This is a genomic window from Roseibium sp. RP-7 (assembly GCF_053005225.1).
The window spans coordinates 219,067-239,282 of record NZ_JBRKQA010000003.1; the positions used below are offsets into that span (position 1 = coordinate 219,067).

Here is a 20,216-nt window from a genome sequence, read left to right on the forward strand (position 1 = left end):
AGGCCCAGGCCTTCTCGGCCTGCATGGAGCCTGACCTGTCTGCCGGCTCAACCTTCCCGCAACGCCTTGAGATAACGCCTGCGGTTGGCCTCTGGCGTAACAGCGTCAGCCGGTGCAACCGGAACAAGGGCCGCAAATCCGTTGACGCCGATCAGCATCAGCCAGGTCACGATCACGAAGGTCGAGGTGAGCACCGGCATGCCGATGGGCTCCAGAAAGATCGCGACGGACGCCCAGAGCCAGGTCGACACAACAACGCCAAACAGCGTGTAGAGGGCAGACGCAGGCGTCAGCACCAGAAAGAAGCCCCCGAGGGCGATCGCCGTCAGGGCGGCATTATACCCGAAGAGACCGTCACTGATCGCCCCTTCCGGCGCGCCGTAAACAACGGCGACAAAGGCTGCCACATTGGCCCCGAGCAGCGCCATGATCGCGCTGATGCGCGAATTCACCGCAATGCCGAGCACGATCAGGTAACCGCTGATCCAGTTGTCCTGAAAGAAGATCTGGCCGATGGCATTGCCGATGCCCTTGTACCAGGTCGCGAGAGTGTACTGGACCGTGCCGTCATACTGGGTGGGCGAGACGGGCTTGGCGAGCGGGCCGGCATCGATGCTGTGGAACTTCAGGACGGCAAACAGGAACAGCCAGCCGACCAGCACGAACGGCATTGTCAGCGGCGCCACCCTATGCGGGCCAAGCAGGTTTGCAAGACTGGTGAAGACCATGGCCGTCATGGCGGAACCGAACGCGATATAAACCGTCAGATAAACGGACGGAACAGCGCCGTAGTGAAAATCCTCGCTTGTAAAAGCAATCAACGCCAGCGCGACAAGCGCTCCGTTGAAGCCGAACAGCCCGTCGCGGATCAGCCCCTTGTCCGCCTGCAGCAGAACCGCCGTCGCGGTGGAGATCACCACCCCGAAAACGGCAATGGCGCCATAGATCGGCGAATTGAAGAAAAGCGCACCCAGGATGATCAGACCCGAGACCGGATTGTTTTGAAACACGACCTGCCCGATGCCACGCAGGCACCAGTCGACAAAACCGAAAACCGGATGTTCCTTCAATGCGTTCAATGCCTTCCCCCCGACTGCAAGCGGCACGCGGGCACGGTAACACGGCCCGGCAGAAGGCGCGGAACTATTGACCGCGGAGAGATCATTTTTTTGAAACGCGACCAGACGTGCCGGACAGCCGGTTCCGGGCGTGTCTCGTTGGGCCTGAAAAGCTTCGGGTGTGCCAGGCAGGATCTGGATGGATCGACACAGGACGCCAAGCGCTGGCAGGCACTGGAACTGCAGCGGAACCGAATGGTTCCACTGCAGCCAAGTTGGGTACTTGAGGCAAAGCAAAAGACGGAGACAACCGGTATCCGGCTTCTCCGCATAATGCTCGCTGACATTACTCCCTGGCCCCTGCAACTTCGTTCAGGTTGGGAGCCGGGTTTGTATCAATGTTTAGACGAACCTTGAAATACTGCCGATAGCGCGCGGCAAGCCGCCAATCCCGGAGCAAAAACAAAAAACCAGCATTCTTTCGAATGCTGGTTTCCTGGACCTTTCGGTCGAATTGGAGCGGGCGATGGGATTCGAACCCACGACCCCAACCTTGGCAAGCGAATAATTACAGCGTTGAATAAGTCACGTGAAATACATCCAAGTTGATCTTAGTGCTCATGAGTGACGGCTAGTCCGGCGTTCATCCAACAGGCATCAAGTGAACTTAAGCAAACTTGAGTTCACAAACGCGGAACCCATGTGAATAAAGAGACAGTAACCGTGCTGTAACCTGCTACGGTCCTGCTGCCAACGAAAACATGACGTAAATTTATGATAGTATCTAGTTGCAGATCAAATTCAGTAACTAGGACGATTGCATGCCTGCAAAAATACCTTATCACGGCGACCACAACCGTTTACTCCGACCACGAAAAAAGACGGAAGAAATTGAAGTATTTAAAAATACAAAAAATTCACCGATACGCGTAATCATTAGTGTCAATACCGGATTGCTTCAGAAGCAGTATGATAACGAGGCGGCAGCCAGGAAAAAAAAGGCGTTAAATCCAAAGCGCATGGACGGAAAACTGAGCGAACATTACTTCAGCGCACCGTCAAGCTGATGGCAAAAAAGGGAATTGGAAGTAAAAAGTGATAAGAAGGCGGCACGCGCCTTGACTGGGAATCTATATAGAATTCAATCCAAACGTTATTATGAGATATTCTCGCGAAATTGGCGTAGAACTATAATGATAGATATCATTATACACCTTGACGTAATTGGCCGTATTTAGTGGTGAAAGAGCAGAATTGTATAAGACTGTATCTAAAAATCTTCAACGCGGCAAAGGTAGGGATCTGGCGCGCGAGGTCAAACCCTACGAACCCCGAAGTAGGGCCGAACTTCGAAGCTGGTGGTACAGGGTGATATTACATCACAAAGACGATTTCTCTTCCGTCAGAAAGAGATACGGCAAAAAATTTCCGCGATGGCTTTTTGATGAAGTTCAAAGCTTTACGACAGTGAAATGGCTCGCATATTGGAGCCGGAAAACCGGCAAACCCAAGAAATACCAGAAGCCCAAACGTTGATTATTTGATGCTTAACTTGAAATGGCGGACATTATTTTGAGAGAACACCGGTAACTCGGCTTTATCAGCAGTTGAGTCGATTGTACGTTTTTTCACTGAACGTCAATTTCCGCAAATTCCCAAAGTTTGAGAGCAGTAGGCGCATCTCAGATAGGCGTTAGATAGGCGTTATTTTCTGGAAATGACTTCTTTTCCTCATATATCACCACCCAAATGCTTAAAAATGCTTATTTACTACATAGTTCTTAATGCCCATTATGCTTTTGAACGCATTGGAGGCAGTTATGGCACATACACAAAAGGTCAACCTCAAACGATTGGCTAGCCTACTCGAAGGCACGATGCTCAGCCAAAAAGAGTTAGCAGCACAAATTGGCGTTGACGCAGGAACTTTGTCGCGTTGGAAGCGCGGTAACATTAAGAAGCTCCGCACCAAGCAAATCAACAAACTCTGCGAGGCGCTTAGCACCACGCGAACCGAACTATGCTCGGACGGTGATTTTCTCGACAGGCCGGCCATCGAAGCAAGAAATAGAGGGCAAGCCAATTTCAACCTCGACACGGCGTGCCGAAACGCTTTGGCCTTGGTCGCTCATCGTTATGGCGTCACGAGACAGGAAATCGTCGAAGTGGCACCACTCATGTTTTTCATTCTGGCAGAGCAATCATTAAACGACAGAAGAGCTAAACTACAAAAATTTAAAGAAAATCAAGAGCTAACTGAGAATTCAGTCCCAGCGCATATGAGAATAAAGTTGCAAGATTTGTTCGACAAAGAAAACGAAAACATCTCTCAAACGGAAGAGCATTCGGTTGATGAACGCGATCTATTCGGAAAACACTTCGGGAATTGGGACAGACAACCTGAGAACAATCCGTTCTCAAACTTTCTCAGTGCGAGCCTGAAAAACACCGGCACTCAGAGCAACTGCGCTGTCGTTTGGGATGGATACGACCCTCCCAAATATTTTGTTGGGTTGGAAGAACTCAGCGAACTGCTTGGATCAGAAAAAGAAGCCTGCGGCCACGTCATCAACGGCAGTGTCGCACTTTCTGAAATGCCAGGTGACGTGCGCAGATCCGATCCAGAACGCCGGGCCGCTTGGGTCAAAGAAAAAGCTTCACTCAACGAAATCGAGATCCGTGAAGAGATCAAGAAAATAGACCTCAGCAAATGGTCTGGATTTTCAGATCAACAATCCGAAGACAATTTTTGAGATGGAGGGACACGTGGGTTCAACAAGCACTCATTTCTCAACACACGCAATTGTGCGTATGGCTCAACGTGGCTTTCGTGACAGCGATGCAGATTGGATCGTGGCTATCGGAACGGAAGTTGAAGGCGGATACCTTGTGCGCAAAAAGGACGTACAAGAGCTCACTCGCCAGCTTAAGTACATGCAGCAGATTTTGGATCGATTGGCAGGAAAACGCCTCGTTGTTGACGGCGGCACAGTTGTCACTGGATACCATGTGAAACGCTCCAAGCTACAAAAGCTCCTGAAGAATCAGTAAATTAATGCACCTCATTACCGAGAGGAACAAAGATGTCAAAAGCAAATAGAAGTGGAATTTCACTTGATGAAAAAGACGCTGCAATAGTCAAAGGCATGTTAGCGCGCGGAGACCGGCAACACGATATCGCAGCATGGTTCGGCGTGAATGGAGGGCGGGTCGCCGATATCAGCACAGGCAAAACTTTTGACCATGTCGCAGCGGTTCACGAAGGCTTGCCGAAACCTGGCCCATATCTTTCGGGCCGTTCTGGAAATGATGCCAAAGAAACGATTGAGCTGGTGATCGAAGAACTTCTCGAGATGGCTCAAAGACTCGAAACAAGACTGAAGGATATTTGAAGAGACAATCTGTTGAATTCAAATCATGATTTATTTGATCTACGCATCATTGTTTTTGACCGATCGAACCGCGTAATATAGATGTGTAAATCGGTAGATGAATCGCGAGAAATTTTGCTGATTTTGAGACTACGAGCTCAGCTAATTCTTCGGCTGATTTTTCATTATCTACAGCTTTTTCATAATTCCTTTCAGTTTGAACGTACTCAGCACTTAGATGTTTCCATCTGGGAGCCAATGTAGAAGTTTTTCGTCCAATTTTTATTTTACCGCATACAACATGTTTCAAAACTTCTTCGTACACTCGAGATCGAGAATCCGCGTCACCGGGTCCAAGCACAATTGACATCTTGAGCTTTCCATTTCCCCAATCGGAAAGCTCTATGGCAATCAACCCACCCGACGGAATCCATGTTCGGTCATCTCCACAAAAGCCAGGCATTTCCTGCCACTCTTTGACCGAAAATCTCAAAACCCTGGGAGCTGAGTTCTCCAATACCAGCGTCAATGACGCGCTCGATTGAACCTTGGTAGCCAACTTATTCCAATTGGCCGTTAGCCATGCAATAATTTCTGCTTGCAGGTCCGGCCGATACTTATAAAGCTCGTCAAGAGCTGCCCGGTGTTTCGTCCAAATTTGCCTGGCGATTTTTGCAAGCTCTTCGTCTTCCACAAAATTTCTCCTTATCATTGAGGAGTAATCTCGAAATAGTTCGACCGCTTTTCCACTAACATTTAATTGGGAGACGGTCTGATCGAATCTCTCAACAAGACTAATCAAAGATACAGGGACCCAAGAATTGGTCTTGTCATGCATCTGATCAGTCGCATCTAAAGTTAAAAACACAAATCCCCTATGCCAATGTTCATCTGAATACTCCTCAAGAATGTAGTTAAGATATTTTGTAAGTTGGTGCTCACTCTCAGAGGCAGCAATCTTCAGTTCAATTGCAACAACCACGCCCTTATAGTCGGGCTTGGATGAGTTCGATGGTATCTCAATTAAGATGTCTATATTTGCACGTTCACGGAATAGAACGGCGTTCCCGCAATCAAGAAAGTGGACATCAAGTGGCTTGAGAGAGAATTGACCACTTTCTGCCTGTGATCCAACTTCAAATAGTAGTGCCTTGAGAAGACGGTCTCCAAATGGATGAGGCGTATTTGGATCAAGTATGAAACTCAAGAAGTTGGAGTGTCGTATTTCCTGGCGCACCATTCCAATTGCTTCAAAGGGGCAAAAATGATTGATGCGCTTCTCAAATTCTTCAAAACTATATTCTTCTTGCCCAATCAAAAGGTCTTCAATTAGCTTTAGCTTCTGCTCAAAATCGAGTCCAACAGCTTTTGAATTTTCTTCCATTTTCTTCACAAACTCAGCTGATAACAATTAAAAAACGCGCTTTTTAAGCCAGTTGCAGGCAACCTAACAAATTCAAATACCAAATGAAATTCTTGCTCTAAAACTCGACATTCCATAATGGAGCTTATGCGAACCTGTTGGCGTTTGACGCCAAGCTATGACCGCAACTCGCTAGCGAAAATGGATCGGCCCCTTCCACGATTTATCGCCACTAAGAGCTTCAGCAATAAAGTCAATTAAGTTTCTTCCTGCGATGAGGAACTCTGCCGTTCGCTCACGTGTAAAATATGCTGGAAGCTGGGCTTTATTTCCGTGAGCGACATTATTTCTCAACTGCGCATAACTTCGCCCCAACAATACTCGCCAAGACGAGACCTCGACTTCCTCGCTATCCCACTTAAGGCCGCCTAGCTCGGAAACTACGAGCTTTTGCGGCACGGTCAGTCTAAATATTTCAAAATCCGAGTTTGAGAAATCGAACTCATCAAAGGGGAAGATCTCTTCCATTGCCTGCCCCAATAGTTCCCAGTTTACGCCCGTAACAGCATTAGTCACCGGGTCGATGTGCGCAAAACGCAGGTCTAAATTGACCACAAAGAACTCAAACTTAGCCGCATCAATCATAAATCTAGCGATGTCACGATCCATTGCCACCTTCCTTGCCCTTTCTAACTCAGAACAAGTTTTTCGAAAACTCGCGCTACAGAGCAGGTAAAATGACAGGGTTTGATATTGGGCCAGTGTTTTTAAAACCTGTCGGGAAGACAACTTCCACACCACCGCCTGACTGGCCGTACATTGGAACACTCGCTCCACAACGCGATTTCGTTTTTGGCGCCGGCCGTAATTCCCAACGGAAGCAAGCAGGCAAAAGGCCAGGAAGCGCTAGTCGGGCTACTGCGGAGAACCCAGTCGGCATAAAGGGAACCTCTGAAAGTGGAGCCGTAAAAGTACCTGGTGCGATAGTTTTTTTCTTTTGATCAATACGCTTGCTGACTGGGAAGGGTTCCCAGCGATAAAAGATGTCATCTGCTGCGGTCAGTCCAGCAAAAGGCAAATGACCATAGACCCATGAACTTGGTTGCGGTGGAGAGGGAAATGGCCCAACCGGATATATCTTAAATTCAAAAGAACTTAATATGCTGAAATCGCGAATCTTTTGAGGGTAAACATCCAATTTACCAAGCCATTTAGTGAACTTTGCAACCCGATCTTCAATCTGAATTTCGTTGCCCCCACACAACCATTCAGCAAGTAAGATTTCTGAAGAATGATCACTCTCGCCGTGTAACATGAGATCGCTATAATTGAACGCTACTTGTCCACTAACAATAATTATTAAACTCTCGAACTTCTCCTCGTTGCTCAACATCGCCTGAATTCCCATCGCGGTTTCCGGCTGCTTATCAAGCCAATCACAGTCTTCATCCGAAATCTTGAATAGTTTCATCTTAGAGCTTTCCAAGGTGTATCGGACAACTCAAATTCTTACGGTTGTCCGTATTGGAGCTTGTGCGAACGTACAGGACCTGGTTGGTTCACGTTACCGCAACTAGCTTGCGAACGAGCCCTATTTGCTCCGGCTAAATTCTTTTGAATACTGAAATGCCTTATCTAAATCAGTGTATTCGAAGGCTGCTGCTCGATTGATCAAAAACTCTGGTGCGAACTTATCAATGAGCTTTTGTTCAGGCTTCAGAAATTCCCGGATTTGTCGTCGAACTGCTTTTAATTGCGCGCTGGAAGGTTTAAAAATACCTTTACTCTTTAGAGCTGCAGTTACAAGCTTTTCCTGGCGCTCTCGGCGCTCCCGACCAGTGCAATATGTGCTGATGTAGCGCAGTAGCGCTTTAAAAAATAGCCCCTGACAATGGATCAGTTCCATGTTTTCATCGAGGGTACTTTGGAAAGCTGCAGTTACGTTATTGGTACGATTAATTTCGCGATAGAATGCAAGTGTTTGTGCTTCCAGAAAGCCAACACTTATCTCTGAAGGTGGAGCAATAAAGAGATAAGCAGGTACCGGCTCCTTCAGACTCACTTGTTTGTAAAGATGCAACCCAAAACATAACGCAAAAACGCAGGTGAGATTGTTCGCCGTAGCAACATTCAAAACCCGGAGCAATTCAATAACTTCAGTCCAGCTCATACGGTCGCCACTCGGAGCAAACAGGAGACCCTCATCGGCAGTTCCATGAGCATCGACATGGAGAATAGGTCGCAACCCATTAGTTGCATCGGCTGCTAATTTACTTAGGACACTCTCAAATTCTGTTCGGTTCTCAGCTGAATGCTCGATCAACTGAAAACCATCTGCAATAGAGAGCCCTTCAAGGTCTTCAAGTATACGACGGGTCGGGCCCATCTCGTTTTCAGGTAGGGAGTGAATCCAAACTATGGAATTGGTCTCTAATGTTTCCGAAATGGTGAGCGAAGTACCAGAATAAGAAATCATCTAAAAATGCACCCCCTAACTTCCTAATCTAATCAACACCATAACTAAATCTCGCCATTCAAGATTAAAAAAATCGGTCGATAAAAGATACGGCAATGCGCCATAGTCGATCTTATGCGAAAACTGCTGTGTCTGGCAGTTGAATACCTTGCGGCGGATACTTGCTGCAAACGACTTTATGCAACTTAAGCTGAACTTCTTGCTCCTCATGCACAAACGGCTGCACTGCTGACTAACTGTCCATTTGCTAAGCATGGTGAACGACCATAGCCGGTCGGGGAAGTTTTGTTCGCAGTTAGCTACTGGCTAGGAGCTTGCAGGCGGCGTCGGAAGTCACAAGCTCAGGGTCAAGTAGAAACGTTGGGCTGGCGCCAAACGTCAAATTCGGTAGGCAAAAGCTGGTATATTTCTTCTTTCGTCATAGAAACTAAATCAAAATTCATTTGGAGCTGTTTTGCGATTTGTGTGGCTAATCGCCGTGCACTCCCTGGCGTCTCCTTGCCAAGTGCTTTGGGCTTCATAGTCCCGGTATTCGGATCGATGTACATCTCAACCGAGACTTCTAAAAGTGCGGGCGTGGTCAAGAAATCCTTATCTGATGTATATAATTGCTCAACTGCATCTGAATGTTCATACATCGGGCGTGAAAGAAAAAGCTTTGCAGCATTTTCACCCAACTGGCGATGTAGCCAGAATGAAATAAAAGCTAAATGCCGATAATATCGGAATTTACTAAAAGAAACTGGAACATATCGGTATGCACTCCACAAATCATAAGTTGAGCCATGCTTTGACGGTTTTAAAAGTTGCTTCAAATAGACAGCAGAAATCCAAGCCCAAAGGCCTACATTATCGTAGGTGACTTGAGAAATTTGCGATGGAAGATGCTCATTCAGATACTGTCCAAAATCGTACCGGCTATCGAACAGCAAAGCATCGTCAAGCTCTACACCTTCAGCCACCTCTTGTAAGAAGCCAGAGGCCTCAGTCAGTTTTTCTATCCTCGCAAAGAATTGCGCAGTCACTTTTGCCGGTTGGGATGACTTTACCCTTGTTCTCTCAGTATCGATAATTTCTTGGAATGCCGCAATTCCTTCTTTATTAAATTCGCTCAGTTTACGTTTCATCTTAAAGGATCTCCTCCAAGAGAGTCTTGCCATCTCGCCATTTCTTGTTGACGAAAGCTTCGACTATTTCTTCTACGAATTCGAGTTTCTCAACTACGTCGGCGTCTTCAAAATGCTTTGCATCCTCACCAGTTAGTGGAACACCCAATCGCTGCTCGATGAATAAAGCCCATTTGCCAACCAAACTATTTTCATCAAGGTCTTCGGGTGTTTCGTGTCGCATTAATATGCCATTAGCAACGCTTCTGACAATTTCTGGATATACATGCGCTTCAAAAGTAGGATCTTGATGATATTTATAGAAATAATCAGCGTTTATTAGGATCTCAAAATCCCCTTCGCCGTTCCATTTGATTTGCCATATTCGGCTTCCAATATTCCTGCATAGGATCGGATGAAAGATGCCTTTGTCTTCTTTACCGGCCCCTTTTTCGCCGTAACCTGTCTTTAAGCGAACACGCCCGCCTGTGGCTGCAAGTATTTTTCCTTGCGCTTCCTCTGACCGGCTAACCGCTTTTAAACGGAATTCAATACTAGCTCCTTCCGGCACGCCAGAAATAGCAATTTCATCTTGACCTCGATACTCTGGCAGAACATGTCGGTGCATTTCTCCCAATACAAATGCATCAAGAATGAAGTCTTTTTCTTCAGCGGGATTAAGTTTACATTCTTTTTCAATAGCGACCCGGTCAAAGGTTACCCGAATACGCACCGTTTCTTCGTCCCGCTCGAGAAGACAAAGTGAGAAAAGATCTTCTTTTTGACGAATCCTAGCACGTCCGGTGAAGTTCTTTGTATCGTTGAATTCAAGCTGAATAGTCATTGAAGCGCCTGATCATAGTATAATCTTGGGGTGAATCAGCAGGTCTCGATTCCCGTCAAATCCTGTAGCGGATATCTTGAAATCAGGTTTTAATATCTCAATCAGGAATTGATTTTCTGACGCCTCGACTACATTCACAGAGTCCATCGGCTCCACAATAATCGGTATACTTTTCCCAAATTCAAAATCGAATTTCCTGTAGTCCTTCCATGATCGGCTTCTGCCAAGGGCAGAAACATATGCAGCCTTGACACTGATCCCTATAGGAAAAGCGAGTCCTTCGCCTTCCAACAGCGTGGCCATATTGGTCACAGGCAGTATTGCAAATCCAAGATTTTCCGCGTCTCGCTCCAGGCGAATTAAAGGCTGCCGCTTTGTCTCCGGAATATCGCTAGGTTTGCGCGAACGATCCGGCTTCCCACCACGCTTCTCCTTCACTGGACCGCTCCCCGCCGGTTGAGTTATTGAGAAGATATCGTCAGCAAAATTTTCATGTGCGGCGGCATCCTCATCCTCGCGCGATAGAATCCGGAACATTTGCCGCGGGAGATCCATAACGAACCGAAGTGCCCAGTCCGACTTGTAACTGCGTTGATCGTTGAAGCGGTTCAAATACCATCTCGTATGAGCTGGTTCTTCCGCTTCTTTAAGATAGTCCGACATCGTCTGATCTTCGGCCACCAAGAAACACATTACATTTTTCGCAACGAAACCAGATGGTTGATTTGAAATAACTATTTGATTCCGAATAAATTGTGTATTATCAGCAGTAACGTGATTAATCTTTTTGAAAAATACCTGAACAATACCAGCCTGTTCTTTATCGTCAGCTGTTTTGCAATCGAGAGCGAAATTGAAGCCTACCAGCTTACCGTCATCATAACTTTCAAGAATTCGTTGGACGTTTTCCTCTGAGAAGCATTCTTTCGTTACTTCACCCTTCACATTCCCATTTGAGCTTTGATTCAGCTTAGGAGTATTGCCTGGATACCAATTCGGATTTCCGCCAATCCTAAGACCCAGAATTTCACGAGCTACACTTACTCGGCTGGCTGTGTCCGATACCGCTCTACGGTATTTCTCTCCTACCGCGCCGATATCGGTTATCACCTCCCCGATATTCTCTTTCTTAATTAAGACTTGCTGCCCGTTCAGCCGATCCACGACCTCAACCACCAGGTCGCCCTTCAGGATTGGCCAGTAGTAGTCTCTAACGACAGCAAGAAGCAGAGCAGGACTGTCAACGGTTTTAGGAACTCCGGGAATGAAAACTGATAGGCCTGACTCGTCTCTTTGGAGTGAAACCGCAGATAGAAAATCTTCAATCGTACCACTGTCTTCAATGGGCATGAAAGTCTCTTGGCCATTCTCAGGAATGGCTTTTCCGAAACGCCCATACCCAAGGTAGCTAGCGCCGCTGACTCGATGATAAGGAAGATTAGCAAAGCCGAGCAAAAATCGCCTATTATCATCGCTGCGCTTTGTCACAGCTAGAAATAGCGACATACTGGATATCCGCGTGAGGGTCGTTTTTCCCACACCGTGAGAACCGCTCGCCCCTTTTCCTTTTCCGCTAATCCCATCGTTCCACCAGAATCCGACGAAATTCGATCCCGAGCGCGCATTGTTTTTATCGGTTTCACCGATAAGGCCTTTAGTTCCACTGTCTTCAATGATCAGGCAACGGAGATCCTTGCCTTTAAAGGTCGCAGCGAATTTCCCAAGGTCCTCACTATTGAGATGACTATCTAGAGTTTCATCTGCGTGCCCAGTTTTTAGAAACGGCTTAAGCTCGGACCAGGAAATAGAAGCAAGGGAAAACCTTACTCGAACCGGCTCATTCGGGGACAAGGCCGCATCAAGTGAATTTTGAATGGCCTCTCGTACTAACCCAGTAGCCGCATCGTGATCATTGAAAAACTCGTTTAGCTTAGAACTGGAATTGCTGTGTTCAGGCCCCGCTTTCGGAAAACTCCACATGGAAGTATTCTCCTTTTACAATTGAATTTTCCTGCCGGATTCTGTCGGCTCATTTCTGTTTTTTTCAAGAAGCAATTACACGGCGCAAAACACTAAATTTCTCATGCCTGGATTGAAATGACCGCGCAACATGACATCTGCTGAGCCCAATTGAAGCTGCACACTTAAAGCGACAGAACCTTGTAGCATCACCCTTCCAATCTGAATTCAGCATCCTTTCCACCACTGTCACCTGTAAATCGGGACTTGGCCGAATCCAGCTCTTTCTGAAGAGCACGGAACATTTTTTTCGCGTCCTCATCCGAATATTCATAAGAACTCTTGTTCGCGAGGTTACCGATCAGACGAATATCTTTGATCGCTCGATTTACACGCGCTTCAGCCAGATCGATAAATTTCTTCCGTTTGTCGCGCATATTTCTCTCCTATTTCGAAAATAAAATGGTCAGATATGCGCTCAATGTCAACATATTGACGATGACATTTTTTATATATTTGAGAAATGTACGTACGCACTCGGCGACAGTCGTTATTTATGCAGCTGTTTCTGAATAGTTTTTAGCGCTCTGTCGGGATCCCGTTTCAACTCACACTCCCAGACGATTTCGACCTTCCATCCAGCCTGTTCGAGCTCTTCTTTTTTTCTGAGATCGCGTTCTACGGTAGCCTCGAACTTTTTCGTCCAGAATTCCGTCCGTGTCTTAGGAATAGTCGCACCGGTACAACCGTCATGTCTGTGCCAGAAGCACCCATGAACAAAAATCACGGTTTTGTATTTTTTCAGAACGATATCGGGCTTGCCAGGAAGGTCAGGTGCATGAAGTCGGAACCGGTACCCAGCCGCATGAAGCAGTTTGCGCAAATGCACTTCAGGTATGGTGTTCTTGCCCCTGATCCGGGACATATTCCAGCTTCGATGTTCTTTGGAGATTCTGTCTGTCAAGAATTTCCGTCTTTCATCGCATCCAGGACCTCCGCGATGATAGCCGCTATCTGTTTGGCGAGATAGGACGGAACAGCATTACCGACCTGATGATATTGGGCCGTACGCGGTCCCTCGAATTTGTAATTGTCAGGAAAGGTTTGCAAACGCGCGGCCTCCCTAACGGTCAAGCTACGGCACTGCATCGGGTCATAATGAATAAAATAATGTCCGTCCTTGGAAATATGAGACGTGATTGTTGTTGAGGGCTGATCCGGAAGTTGCACGCGGAACCTGTCAGCAAACATTTTGCCTTCACGCCCGAGATCGACGTTGCGATGTTCCGGAAGCAACTCATCCGGGAAATCCGCCAGTTTCGGGCTACGGCCAGTAACGGCGGCAAAAGATGCGACAAAGGCATAACGCTTGAGATCAGATGCCATGTGCGAGCGTGCTTCATGGCCATTTAGAATATCCAGACGACTATCGTAAAGGTGATCAAAAACCGGGTGTTGAAACCGTGAAACTTCTGGGTAACGTGTTGATCGTCTTGGGAGCGCCGATCTTTCGCTCCAGACGTCATAACTGTAGGAATCGAACAGATCTCGGCTGGTTCCCAGCGTATTCAGCATTTCACTGACGGAAACAGGGTCTATACCCTCTATTACACTGGACCAGGTTTCGAAGGTGTCCTCCCCCTTCGATAGGCCGCTACGGATGGAGGGTAGGTTTCCGATTGTCTGCCGCACAGTTGGCGGTTTGTGATGCTTGAGCCTACCGGGTACAACAGGGATATCTTCCCGTACTCCGACAATGAACATCCGATGTCTGGCTTGAGGAACCCCAAACTCCTCCGCGCGAACCAGAAAAAGTCGGGGGTCTGAGCCAGGTCCTGTCAATTCACCTTCTGAAAGAGAAAAAAGGCGATAGCCGAGGCCGTTTGCACTTTGCCCCAGAGCCTCTTTGGGCCTTGCGAGATCCGAAAGTATCAGATTGATGGTAAGTTCACCGTCGATCTTAGAGGAGAGCAGTCCTTTTACGTTCTCCATAACAAAGACGGGCGGAGCATGATCAATAATGATCCTGAGGTACTCACGATATAAAAAATGCCTGACGTCCTGCATGAAATCCGGATCGCCCATCATCCTGGAACGGCCGACAAGGGAATAGGCTTGGCAAGGCGGGCCGCCAACTAACGCCCATTTATCTAAACCTCTCAGTTTCGTTCCGATTAAGCTACGAACGACGTCATGGTTTTCCGGTCCAAGTGAAATGCGAAGTGCGGTGTTATCCGCATGAGCGCGATTCTCCGGATACTTTGAGTACAGCTCCTCAATCTCTATCCTGCCTTTGAGATAAGAATAATATTCATCCGGAAAGCCTTCCCTAAACGTCCGCAGGAAATGGCGTAAATGGAGTGTGCGGTGAGCGAATTCGTTGCTTTCGATTGAAGCGACGCTCTTAAATCGAGGCTGTACGGCGTCCTCGTCAAAGGAAGCGAAACCTTCTCCTAAACCACCAGGACCGGCAAAAATATCGACTATAGGATAGGCAGGTCTAATCACGGCCGTTCTTGTTCTTTTCTGAATTGAATAAAATCGCCATGCGCTCATATTCCTCGACACTCACGACTACCACCACCGGTCTTCCGTGCTTTTCGATCGAAACAGGTTCATGTCGTGCAATGTCGATTAGGTAACCGAAGCGGTTTTTCGCTTCACGAGCAGACAACGATTTAAGTTTATTTGTGTCCATAATAGCTATTTTGGCTAATTTCTTACTTTCATGCAAGCTCCTACCTCTGTCAGCAACAAGCGTCTTGCACAGAGGTGGGCACCGGCCCATATCGCAGCTCGTTTTTAGCAGATTCTGATTACGCACCTGCGTCTTTAAAGCTATCTCACCTGTGCTTCTGAAACTTTGGCTTATTCGGTCTCACAAGATTTTCTGTACGCTATACGTCACATACCCAACCGTACCCATGTACCCCAGCCGTACACAGCGGCGCAGCTACGCGGGTGCGTGCACGTGGCTGTAGTCTGACACCTCCCCCTCCTCAGCCGTTAGAACTACGGCGTGGTATAGTGCGTCACTGCCAGCACAGCGTCTCATCGTGACGGTGGTGACGTGCGTGACGGCGGCTAGGCCGTTTGCACTAGTCCTGCTAGGGGAGGGGGAGGGTTTATTCGAACAAAGGCATTGAGGTCATGGCAACTATCACCGGTGACATCTGGTCCAAGATTGAATTTGATCTCAGTGAATTTCGTGACTTGTTTCAAATGCGCCTTGAAACCCTTGAGGAGGCAAAAGGCCGAAAGGTGGGCTCGAAAGGCGGAAAGAAGGAATGGTGTGACAGTGCGCCTCTTTGGGAAGACGAAGAACACGGCAAGGCTATACGCGCTTGGCTGCTGATCCCGCATGTCGATGCGGTTGACCGCAAAAGCGTCGAAGAGCGTCTTAAGGCTGGGAGGCGGTTAATAGCTTCCGTTGAGCAGCGCATTTCAGCAAGAGAAATGTCCCCCGACTTGCTGCACGAATGGGGATTGTTAAACCGTTGGGCAGGAGCACTTCATCTGGTCTATCAGATGAAGCCCGATGCGCGTCAACTTAGGGCTGGGGACACCAATCTTGAAGCCCACAGGCGTTGGTTTGCCCTCTACTACTTCAAAATCGATCGGAAGCGGAAGCGAGAAGATGTCCTTGAGGATATGGAGAAGTTTGTAAATTCTATTGTCCAAACACTATCGGACGGACTGGAGCTAGAGTGGTTTTCCAAATTCTTAGGTCCAGAGAATTCGGACAGTCTAGAGAATGCCTACCGTCTGACCAACGCTTTTCGCAAGGACTTCTCCGCTGCCCAAATGAAGGAATTGAACAAGCAGCCTTTGGACGAGGTGCCTGAGTTTGCACTCCAGTACCCCACCCCCTAGGGGTGGGGAAGCGACGAATTACGAAAGCTGCGAAAACACCGGCAGTCGATGGCCATCGACGCAACTGAACTCAATTCAGGAGCGTCAAAAATGACGACACCAATTTCGAAAGAAACTGAAAAGAAGCCGGAGGAATTCGGCGTCGAAGCTCTCCTAACTATTCAACAAGCGGCGAAGGCACTTGGCGTTCACACCTGGGCGCTGAGGCGTGCAGTAAACTCCGGCACCATTCCTGCCTATGCGCCGTTCAATGGCCGTAAACTCGTTCGCCTTTCAGAGGTCATCGCGGCGGTCAACGCCTCCAAGATCGGGGGCGAAAATGTCTGACGATATTTTTAAAATCGAAGCCCGAAAGTATTGGGATCAAAGTCTCCCGATCGTTCCGGTCAATGGCAAAGCTCCGATTCCGAGCGGGTGGACGGGGCTCTTGGGAGGGATTCCTGGCGAGGAAAAACAAAAAGAGTGGCTTGCCTCTTACCCAGACAAAAACATCGGGTTGCTCTTAGGCGTTTCGTTGGGTGAAGAGAAGGTTCTCGTTGCCCTGGATGTTGATGATGATCGACTGCTGAACCTTGTCCTCCAGCTTCTTGGATTGAACCGCTCCGAGCGGAAGGCCGCCCTTGCTGGCAAGCGAGGCAAGAAAGGGGCTACGATTTTCGTTCGAGCTCCGAGGGCTCTCAAATCCACCGTTATCAAAGGTGCGGGAGAACTCGGCAACATCGATTTCCTCGCTGGCGGAAAGATGACTGTCATGCCACCGTCGATTCATCCGGACACCAATGTCCCTTATGAAATCTACGGGGCGGCTCTACTTGAAGTCGATTTCGCTGGCCTTCCCGAAATCACCGATCAGCATATCAAATTGTTGAAAGCAACGATTGGATCTGAAAACGCTACTGTTTTGATTTCGGGAAAGGCAACGCACGATGCCGGTGTGGCATTGGTCGCAATGCTCGTTCGAGCTGGGGCCACCAATGAGGAAATCGAGGACATTTTCGTCGGGCTGCTGCCCTGTAGCTATACTGGTGACTCGCTCAAAGAGCTTCCAGAGTGGATTCGCTCCGCCCGTGAAAAAGGTTTCGAAGAAACCGAGGGGAAGGATGACACTCAATCCGCAAAAATGGTCAAGTTGGCGTTGGCGGAAGGGATGTTTTTGTTCCGAGACGAGGCCACAAAACACGTTGCCATGGCAACGCTGCCTCATACAGGTTCATCTATTGCTTATCGAGTGACCTCGGGCAGCGTAAAACTTTGGCTTCGAATCCTCGCTTACAAATCTTGGGGCAAGCCCATCGCATCTCAGCCGTTGAACGAGGCCATAGCAACGCTGGAAGCTATCGGGTTGTTCGACGGTCCGCCGTTTCCTGTTTTTGCTCGTGTTGCCGGTAACGGCCAGGCGATTTCCATGGATTTGGGTCACGACGATGGCAGTACGGTTTTGATTGAACCGGACGGATGGACGATTGAACCCACGGTTTCCCATAAGTTTGTACGAGGTGCCGGTTTTGGGGAATTGCCACTGCCGGTAACCGGCTCCATCAAGGATCTCTATTGGTTCCAAAGTTTTTTGGGCTTGGACCAGCAAAATTATCGACTGCTTTTGGCTTTCCTGATCAATGCACTGAGGCCCACTGGGCCGTATTTCATTCTTTTGGTAGAGGGCGAACAGGGATCCGGGAAGAGCTTTTTCTGCGAGATTGTCAAACGGATCATTGACCCGAATGCAGCAATGCGAGTGCGTCTGCCTGATAAGCCCCAGGATCTAATGATCCAGGCTCAGGAATATCGTCTGCTCAGTTTTGACAACGCGTCGGGCATGAGCGCGGAAATGTCTGATGCTCTTTGTGCACTTTCGACCGGTGGCGGTATTGCCGTCCGTAAGCTTTATACGGACGGTGACCTCTATGTGATGAACTATACGCGACCGTTTATGATCAACGGAATTGGCGGATACGCCAGTCGGCCAGACCTGATGGAAAGGGCAATCCCGATCAAGCTTTCGCCGATGTCTGAAGGTGGGCGGAAGACTGAGGATGAACTTCGTTCCGAATTCAGTCAGCGGCTACCGGGTATTCTCGGGGCACTTTATGATGCCGTTGCACATGCTCTGCGAGAGTTCGACGAAATTGAGCCACCTCGTCATCTCCGAATGGCGGATTCGGCCCGTTGGATCAGCGCCGCCGAGGGCGGTTTGGGCGAGGATGCGGGAGCTATCATTGATGCGATATCTGCCGCTCAAGATGAGTTCTTCATCGAACAAGTCAATGACAACGCCCTCGTCGTAGCGTTGCGGAGGATCATCCGACCGACAGGCTACGAGGATTATATCGGCGAACTTTTCGTAAAAATCATGGAGCAGGACGATGCGAGACATCACCGAAGCCTGCCAAAGTCGCCCTCTCAACTGTCGAATCAACTCACCAGAATGCGCCCTGCGATGGAAAAGGCTGGGATTTTGGTAGAGTTTCTTCAAAGGGACCGCAAAGGGCGCAAAGTTCAAATACGGCTCGTCAATCCAGGGGACGCAAAGCCGCCTTTTTTGGTGTGACGGCGTGGCGCTCGTGACGGCGTTTGGTGTCGTGGCAGTCTTGGGGCACAGCAGGGGAGGGGTACTCCCCCTACCACTCATTTCCCGGTGTGCATGCCGCCTGCTGCCGCCACTGGCGTCACTACCGCCACCCGTTGCAAACCGCGATTTCAACCTCGTTGAGCATGGAATCCGAGATTTCCGAGGCCGCCTAACGACGCTGCCTCTCCAATCAAACCAGTGCAGAGGTTACCGGCGCGGTTACCGCTGTGGTCGCTTCGAGCGCCTTCTGAGGCGTTCGGCGATTACTTGTGCGGGTTACGCCGCCGTGTTTTCCTCGTCGCTTTTTCATTTGGAAAGAACAAGAGCATGAAAAACTTTAATGTCTCAATCACTTCGAATACCCGGCGTCGCAAGCTGAAAGACGGAACCATTGCCGCCTATCCGCAGTGGTACTGTGAGTATCAGGATCCGCAAGTACACAAACGCCGCCGTCGCGCCTTCAATCGGAAGAAGGACGCAGAGGCCTTCAGGAACAGCCTTTTGCTGAAAGTGGCGGAAGGAAACTTCTTCGACGAGCGCAAAGCTCCGACTGTCGCAGAAGCTATTGACCATTGGCTTGGAACAAAGGACGGCTGCGTCAAGGCCTCGACCTTGAATGGCTACAAGGTGGTGGCGAACGGCGCGATCCGTGGGCCTCTGCTTATTGGTACCAAGCAAGAACGTGCGGACTACACCGAGAATGGCATTGCCCCTAAAGGTGCTCGCTTCATCAAACTTCTCGGGCACGTGAAGCTGACGGACCTAAACACGGCCATGATCCGCGCGTGGCACAAGACTGTCGCCGAGCAGTGCGGGGCTTATACTGCGAACAGGGCCAAATCCCACCTCAAGTCAATCTTGACGTTGGCTGAGGAAGACTTCGGCGTCCGCGCGCCTTCCATGCCGACAGGCCTCCCGCGTGCACGATATAAGCAGAAGAAGGTCATCCTGACCCCTGAACATATCGCCAAGCTGGTAGCTGCGGCCAAGGACGATCCTGAACACGGCGTCTACTACGCCTTCGCTTTCCTCGCCGGAACAAGGCCGTCCGAGCAACTGGGTCTCTTGTGGAGCGAAGTGGATTTCGAGCGCGGTGTCATCCGCATCCGCCGCATCCAGGAGCGTGACGGCTCGCTAGCGGAAATGACGAAGACAGAAGCCGGGACACGGGACGTCCCCATGAGCGCCACGTTGCGCGAGATGCTCCTCGACTGGCGCGTCCGCTGCCCGAGGAACGGTAAGGAGCTTCACCGCGTCTTTCCCGGCCCTGGAAGGCTGCAGGAGTGGCCGAAGCCACGTCTTGGAGGCGGTGGCCCGCTGCTCTACCAGAACTTCCGGAAGCGCTATTGGGCACCCGCGTTCAAAAAGCTTGGCCTACCCTACGTAACGCCGCACTCCGCACGCCACTCCTTCATTTCAACTCTGCAAGCGCAGGGGATTGAGGTCGGACTGGTCGCGCAGATCGCCGGTCATGCCAATCCAACCGTGACGCTTGGCCACTACACACAAGCCGTTCGAAACGGCAGCGCTGCCATTGAGGCCCTGGATAGGGCCTACGGAACTCAAACAACCACCAAACAAAGTTGGAGGTAAAATT

20 protein-coding genes are annotated in these 20,216 nt (G+C 49.1%); 8 read left to right on the forward strand and 12 right to left on the reverse strand.

Features of this window, described 5'->3' with window-relative positions:
- Nucleotides 1–47: 47 nt before the first annotated feature.
- On the reverse strand, nucleotides 48–1,079 hold the full coding sequence (locus ACVDG9_RS23765; RefSeq protein ID WP_168691922.1) for an urea transporter: 1,032 nt from the start codon (nucleotides 1,077–1,079) through the stop codon (nucleotides 48–50).
- A gap of 800 nt (nucleotides 1,080–1,879) precedes the next feature.
- Here ACVDG9_RS23765 and ACVDG9_RS23770 point away from each other — a divergent pair.
- The 4 genes from ACVDG9_RS23770 (at nucleotide 1,880) to ACVDG9_RS23785 (ending at nucleotide 4,450) form a co-directional block, all read left to right on the forward strand.
- Nucleotides 1,880–2,125: a hypothetical protein gene (locus tag ACVDG9_RS23770; protein WP_447239145.1), complete on the forward strand. Its 246-nt coding sequence runs from the start codon at nucleotides 1,880–1,882 to the stop codon at nucleotides 2,123–2,125.
- A 753-nt stretch (nucleotides 2,126–2,878) separates the two neighbouring features.
- On the forward strand, nucleotides 2,879–3,811 hold the full coding sequence (locus tag ACVDG9_RS23775) for a helix-turn-helix domain-containing protein (protein WP_447239146.1): 933 nt from the start codon (nucleotides 2,879–2,881) through the stop codon (nucleotides 3,809–3,811).
- A gap of 13 nt (nucleotides 3,812–3,824) precedes the next feature.
- Nucleotides 3,825–4,109: a hypothetical protein gene (locus ACVDG9_RS23780; protein WP_447239147.1), complete on the forward strand. Its 285-nt coding sequence runs from the start codon at nucleotides 3,825–3,827 to the stop codon at nucleotides 4,107–4,109.
- Between the two features lie 32 nt (nucleotides 4,110–4,141).
- Nucleotides 4,142–4,450: a hypothetical protein gene (locus ACVDG9_RS23785; protein ID WP_447239148.1), complete on the forward strand. Its 309-nt coding sequence runs from the start codon at nucleotides 4,142–4,144 to the stop codon at nucleotides 4,448–4,450.
- Between the two features lie 46 nt (nucleotides 4,451–4,496).
- Here ACVDG9_RS23785 and ACVDG9_RS23790 read toward each other — a convergent pair whose 3' ends face one another.
- The 11 genes from ACVDG9_RS23790 to ACVDG9_RS23840 form a co-directional block, all read right to left on the reverse strand.
- Nucleotides 4,497–5,813, reverse strand: coding sequence for a PD-(D/E)XK nuclease family protein (locus tag ACVDG9_RS23790; protein WP_447239149.1), 1,317 nt, complete (start codon nucleotides 5,811–5,813; stop codon nucleotides 4,497–4,499).
- Nucleotides 5,814–5,984: 171 nt separating this feature from the next.
- A complete protein-coding gene (locus ACVDG9_RS23795; protein ID WP_447239150.1) occupies nucleotides 5,985–6,461 on the reverse strand; it encodes a hypothetical protein in 477 nt (158 codons plus the stop codon).
- Between the two features lie 52 nt (nucleotides 6,462–6,513).
- A complete protein-coding gene (locus ACVDG9_RS23800) occupies nucleotides 6,514–7,263 on the reverse strand; it encodes a hypothetical protein (RefSeq protein WP_447239151.1) in 750 nt (249 codons plus the stop codon).
- Nucleotides 7,264–7,383: 120 nt separating this feature from the next.
- A complete protein-coding gene (locus ACVDG9_RS23805; protein ID WP_447239152.1) occupies nucleotides 7,384–8,268 on the reverse strand; it encodes a hypothetical protein in 885 nt (294 codons plus the stop codon).
- Nucleotides 8,269–8,615: 347 nt separating this feature from the next.
- Nucleotides 8,616–9,395, reverse strand: a complete 780-nt coding sequence (locus ACVDG9_RS23810; protein ID WP_447239153.1) for a hypothetical protein — start codon at nucleotides 9,393–9,395, stop codon at nucleotides 8,616–8,618.
- Between the two features lies 1 nt (nucleotide 9,396).
- The gene (locus ACVDG9_RS23815) at nucleotides 9,397–10,218 is read right to left on the reverse strand and encodes a hypothetical protein (RefSeq protein ID WP_447239154.1); all 822 of its coding nucleotides are present in this window, start codon (nucleotides 10,216–10,218) and stop codon (nucleotides 9,397–9,399) included.
- 12 nt (nucleotides 10,219–10,230) lie between these two features.
- On the reverse strand, nucleotides 10,231–12,198 hold the full coding sequence (locus tag ACVDG9_RS23820) for a hypothetical protein (protein WP_447239155.1): 1,968 nt from the start codon (nucleotides 12,196–12,198) through the stop codon (nucleotides 10,231–10,233).
- Between the two features lie 188 nt (nucleotides 12,199–12,386).
- Nucleotides 12,387–12,614, reverse strand: coding sequence for a hypothetical protein (locus tag ACVDG9_RS23825; RefSeq protein ID WP_447239156.1), 228 nt, complete (start codon nucleotides 12,612–12,614; stop codon nucleotides 12,387–12,389).
- Nucleotides 12,615–12,727: 113 nt separating this feature from the next.
- Nucleotides 12,728–13,141, reverse strand: coding sequence for a very short patch repair endonuclease (locus ACVDG9_RS23830; protein ID WP_447239157.1), 414 nt, complete (start codon nucleotides 13,139–13,141; stop codon nucleotides 12,728–12,730).
- Entirely contained in the window at nucleotides 13,138–14,733 is a 1,596-nt protein-coding gene (locus ACVDG9_RS23835) for a DNA cytosine methyltransferase (protein WP_447239158.1), read from the reverse strand. The genes ACVDG9_RS23830 and ACVDG9_RS23835 overlap by 4 nt, the downstream gene beginning before the upstream one ends.
- On the reverse strand, nucleotides 14,678–14,965 hold the full coding sequence (locus ACVDG9_RS23840) for a type II toxin-antitoxin system prevent-host-death family antitoxin (protein ID WP_447239361.1): 288 nt from the start codon (nucleotides 14,963–14,965) through the stop codon (nucleotides 14,678–14,680). The genes ACVDG9_RS23835 and ACVDG9_RS23840 overlap by 56 nt, the downstream gene beginning before the upstream one ends.
- Nucleotides 14,966–15,327: 362 nt before the next feature.
- Between ACVDG9_RS23840 and ACVDG9_RS23845 the strand changes: the two genes are divergently transcribed.
- The 4 genes from ACVDG9_RS23845 (at nucleotide 15,328) to ACVDG9_RS23860 (ending at nucleotide 20,212) form a co-directional block, all read left to right on the forward strand.
- Nucleotides 15,328–16,050 (forward strand): hypothetical protein, encoded by a 723-nt coding sequence (locus ACVDG9_RS23845; RefSeq protein WP_447239159.1) that lies wholly within the window; start codon nucleotides 15,328–15,330, stop codon nucleotides 16,048–16,050.
- A gap of 90 nt (nucleotides 16,051–16,140) precedes the next feature.
- Complete coding sequence (locus tag ACVDG9_RS23850) at nucleotides 16,141–16,377, forward strand: excisionase family DNA-binding protein (protein WP_447239160.1); 237 nt, start codon at nucleotides 16,141–16,143, stop codon at nucleotides 16,375–16,377.
- A complete protein-coding gene (locus tag ACVDG9_RS23855) occupies nucleotides 16,370–18,598 on the forward strand; it encodes an AICE element replication initiation protein (protein ID WP_447239161.1) in 2,229 nt (742 codons plus the stop codon). The genes ACVDG9_RS23850 and ACVDG9_RS23855 overlap by 8 nt, the downstream gene beginning before the upstream one ends.
- Before the next feature lie 288 nt (nucleotides 18,599–18,886).
- Nucleotides 18,887–20,212, forward strand: coding sequence for a tyrosine-type recombinase/integrase (locus ACVDG9_RS23860; RefSeq protein ID WP_447239162.1), 1,326 nt, complete (start codon nucleotides 18,887–18,889; stop codon nucleotides 20,210–20,212).
- Nucleotides 20,213–20,216 lie beyond the last annotated feature (4 nt).

Bases quoted from the DNA above. Each gene is read 5' to 3' on its own strand.
- ACVDG9_RS23770 (WP_447239145.1), top strand. From the start codon at position 1,880: ATGCCTGCAAAAATACCTTATCACGGCGACCACAACCGTTTACTCCGA.
- ACVDG9_RS23775 (WP_447239146.1), top strand. From the start codon at position 2,879: ATGGCACATACACAAAAGGTCAACCTCAAACGATTGGCTAGCCTACTC.
- ACVDG9_RS23785 (WP_447239148.1), top strand. From the start codon at position 4,142: ATGTCAAAAGCAAATAGAAGTGGAATTTCACTTGATGAAAAAGACGCT.
- ACVDG9_RS23790 (WP_447239149.1), bottom strand. From the start codon at position 5,813: ATGGAAGAAAATTCAAAAGCTGTTGGACTCGATTTTGAGCAGAAGCTA.
- ACVDG9_RS23795 (WP_447239150.1), bottom strand. From the start codon at position 6,461: ATGGATCGTGACATCGCTAGATTTATGATTGATGCGGCTAAGTTTGAG.
- ACVDG9_RS23800 (WP_447239151.1), bottom strand. From the start codon at position 7,263: ATGAAACTATTCAAGATTTCGGATGAAGACTGTGATTGGCTTGATAAG.
- ACVDG9_RS23805 (WP_447239152.1), bottom strand. From the start codon at position 8,268: ATGATTTCTTATTCTGGTACTTCGCTCACCATTTCGGAAACATTAGAG.
- ACVDG9_RS23810 (WP_447239153.1), bottom strand. From the start codon at position 9,395: ATGAAACGTAAACTGAGCGAATTTAATAAAGAAGGAATTGCGGCATTC.
- ACVDG9_RS23815 (WP_447239154.1), bottom strand. From the start codon at position 10,218: ATGACTATTCAGCTTGAATTCAACGATACAAAGAACTTCACCGGACGT.
- ACVDG9_RS23820 (WP_447239155.1), bottom strand. From the start codon at position 12,198: ATGTGGAGTTTTCCGAAAGCGGGGCCTGAACACAGCAATTCCAGTTCT.
- ACVDG9_RS23825 (WP_447239156.1), bottom strand. From the start codon at position 12,614: ATGCGCGACAAACGGAAGAAATTTATCGATCTGGCTGAAGCGCGTGTA.
- ACVDG9_RS23835 (WP_447239158.1), bottom strand. From the start codon at position 14,733: ATGAGCGCATGGCGATTTTATTCAATTCAGAAAAGAACAAGAACGGCC.
- ACVDG9_RS23840 (WP_447239361.1), bottom strand. From the start codon at position 14,965: ATGGGCCGGTGCCCACCTCTGTGCAAGACGCTTGTTGCTGACAGAGGT.
- ACVDG9_RS23845 (WP_447239159.1), top strand. From the start codon at position 15,328: ATGGCAACTATCACCGGTGACATCTGGTCCAAGATTGAATTTGATCTC.
- ACVDG9_RS23850 (WP_447239160.1), top strand. From the start codon at position 16,141: ATGACGACACCAATTTCGAAAGAAACTGAAAAGAAGCCGGAGGAATTC.
- ACVDG9_RS23855 (WP_447239161.1), top strand. From the start codon at position 16,370: ATGTCTGACGATATTTTTAAAATCGAAGCCCGAAAGTATTGGGATCAA.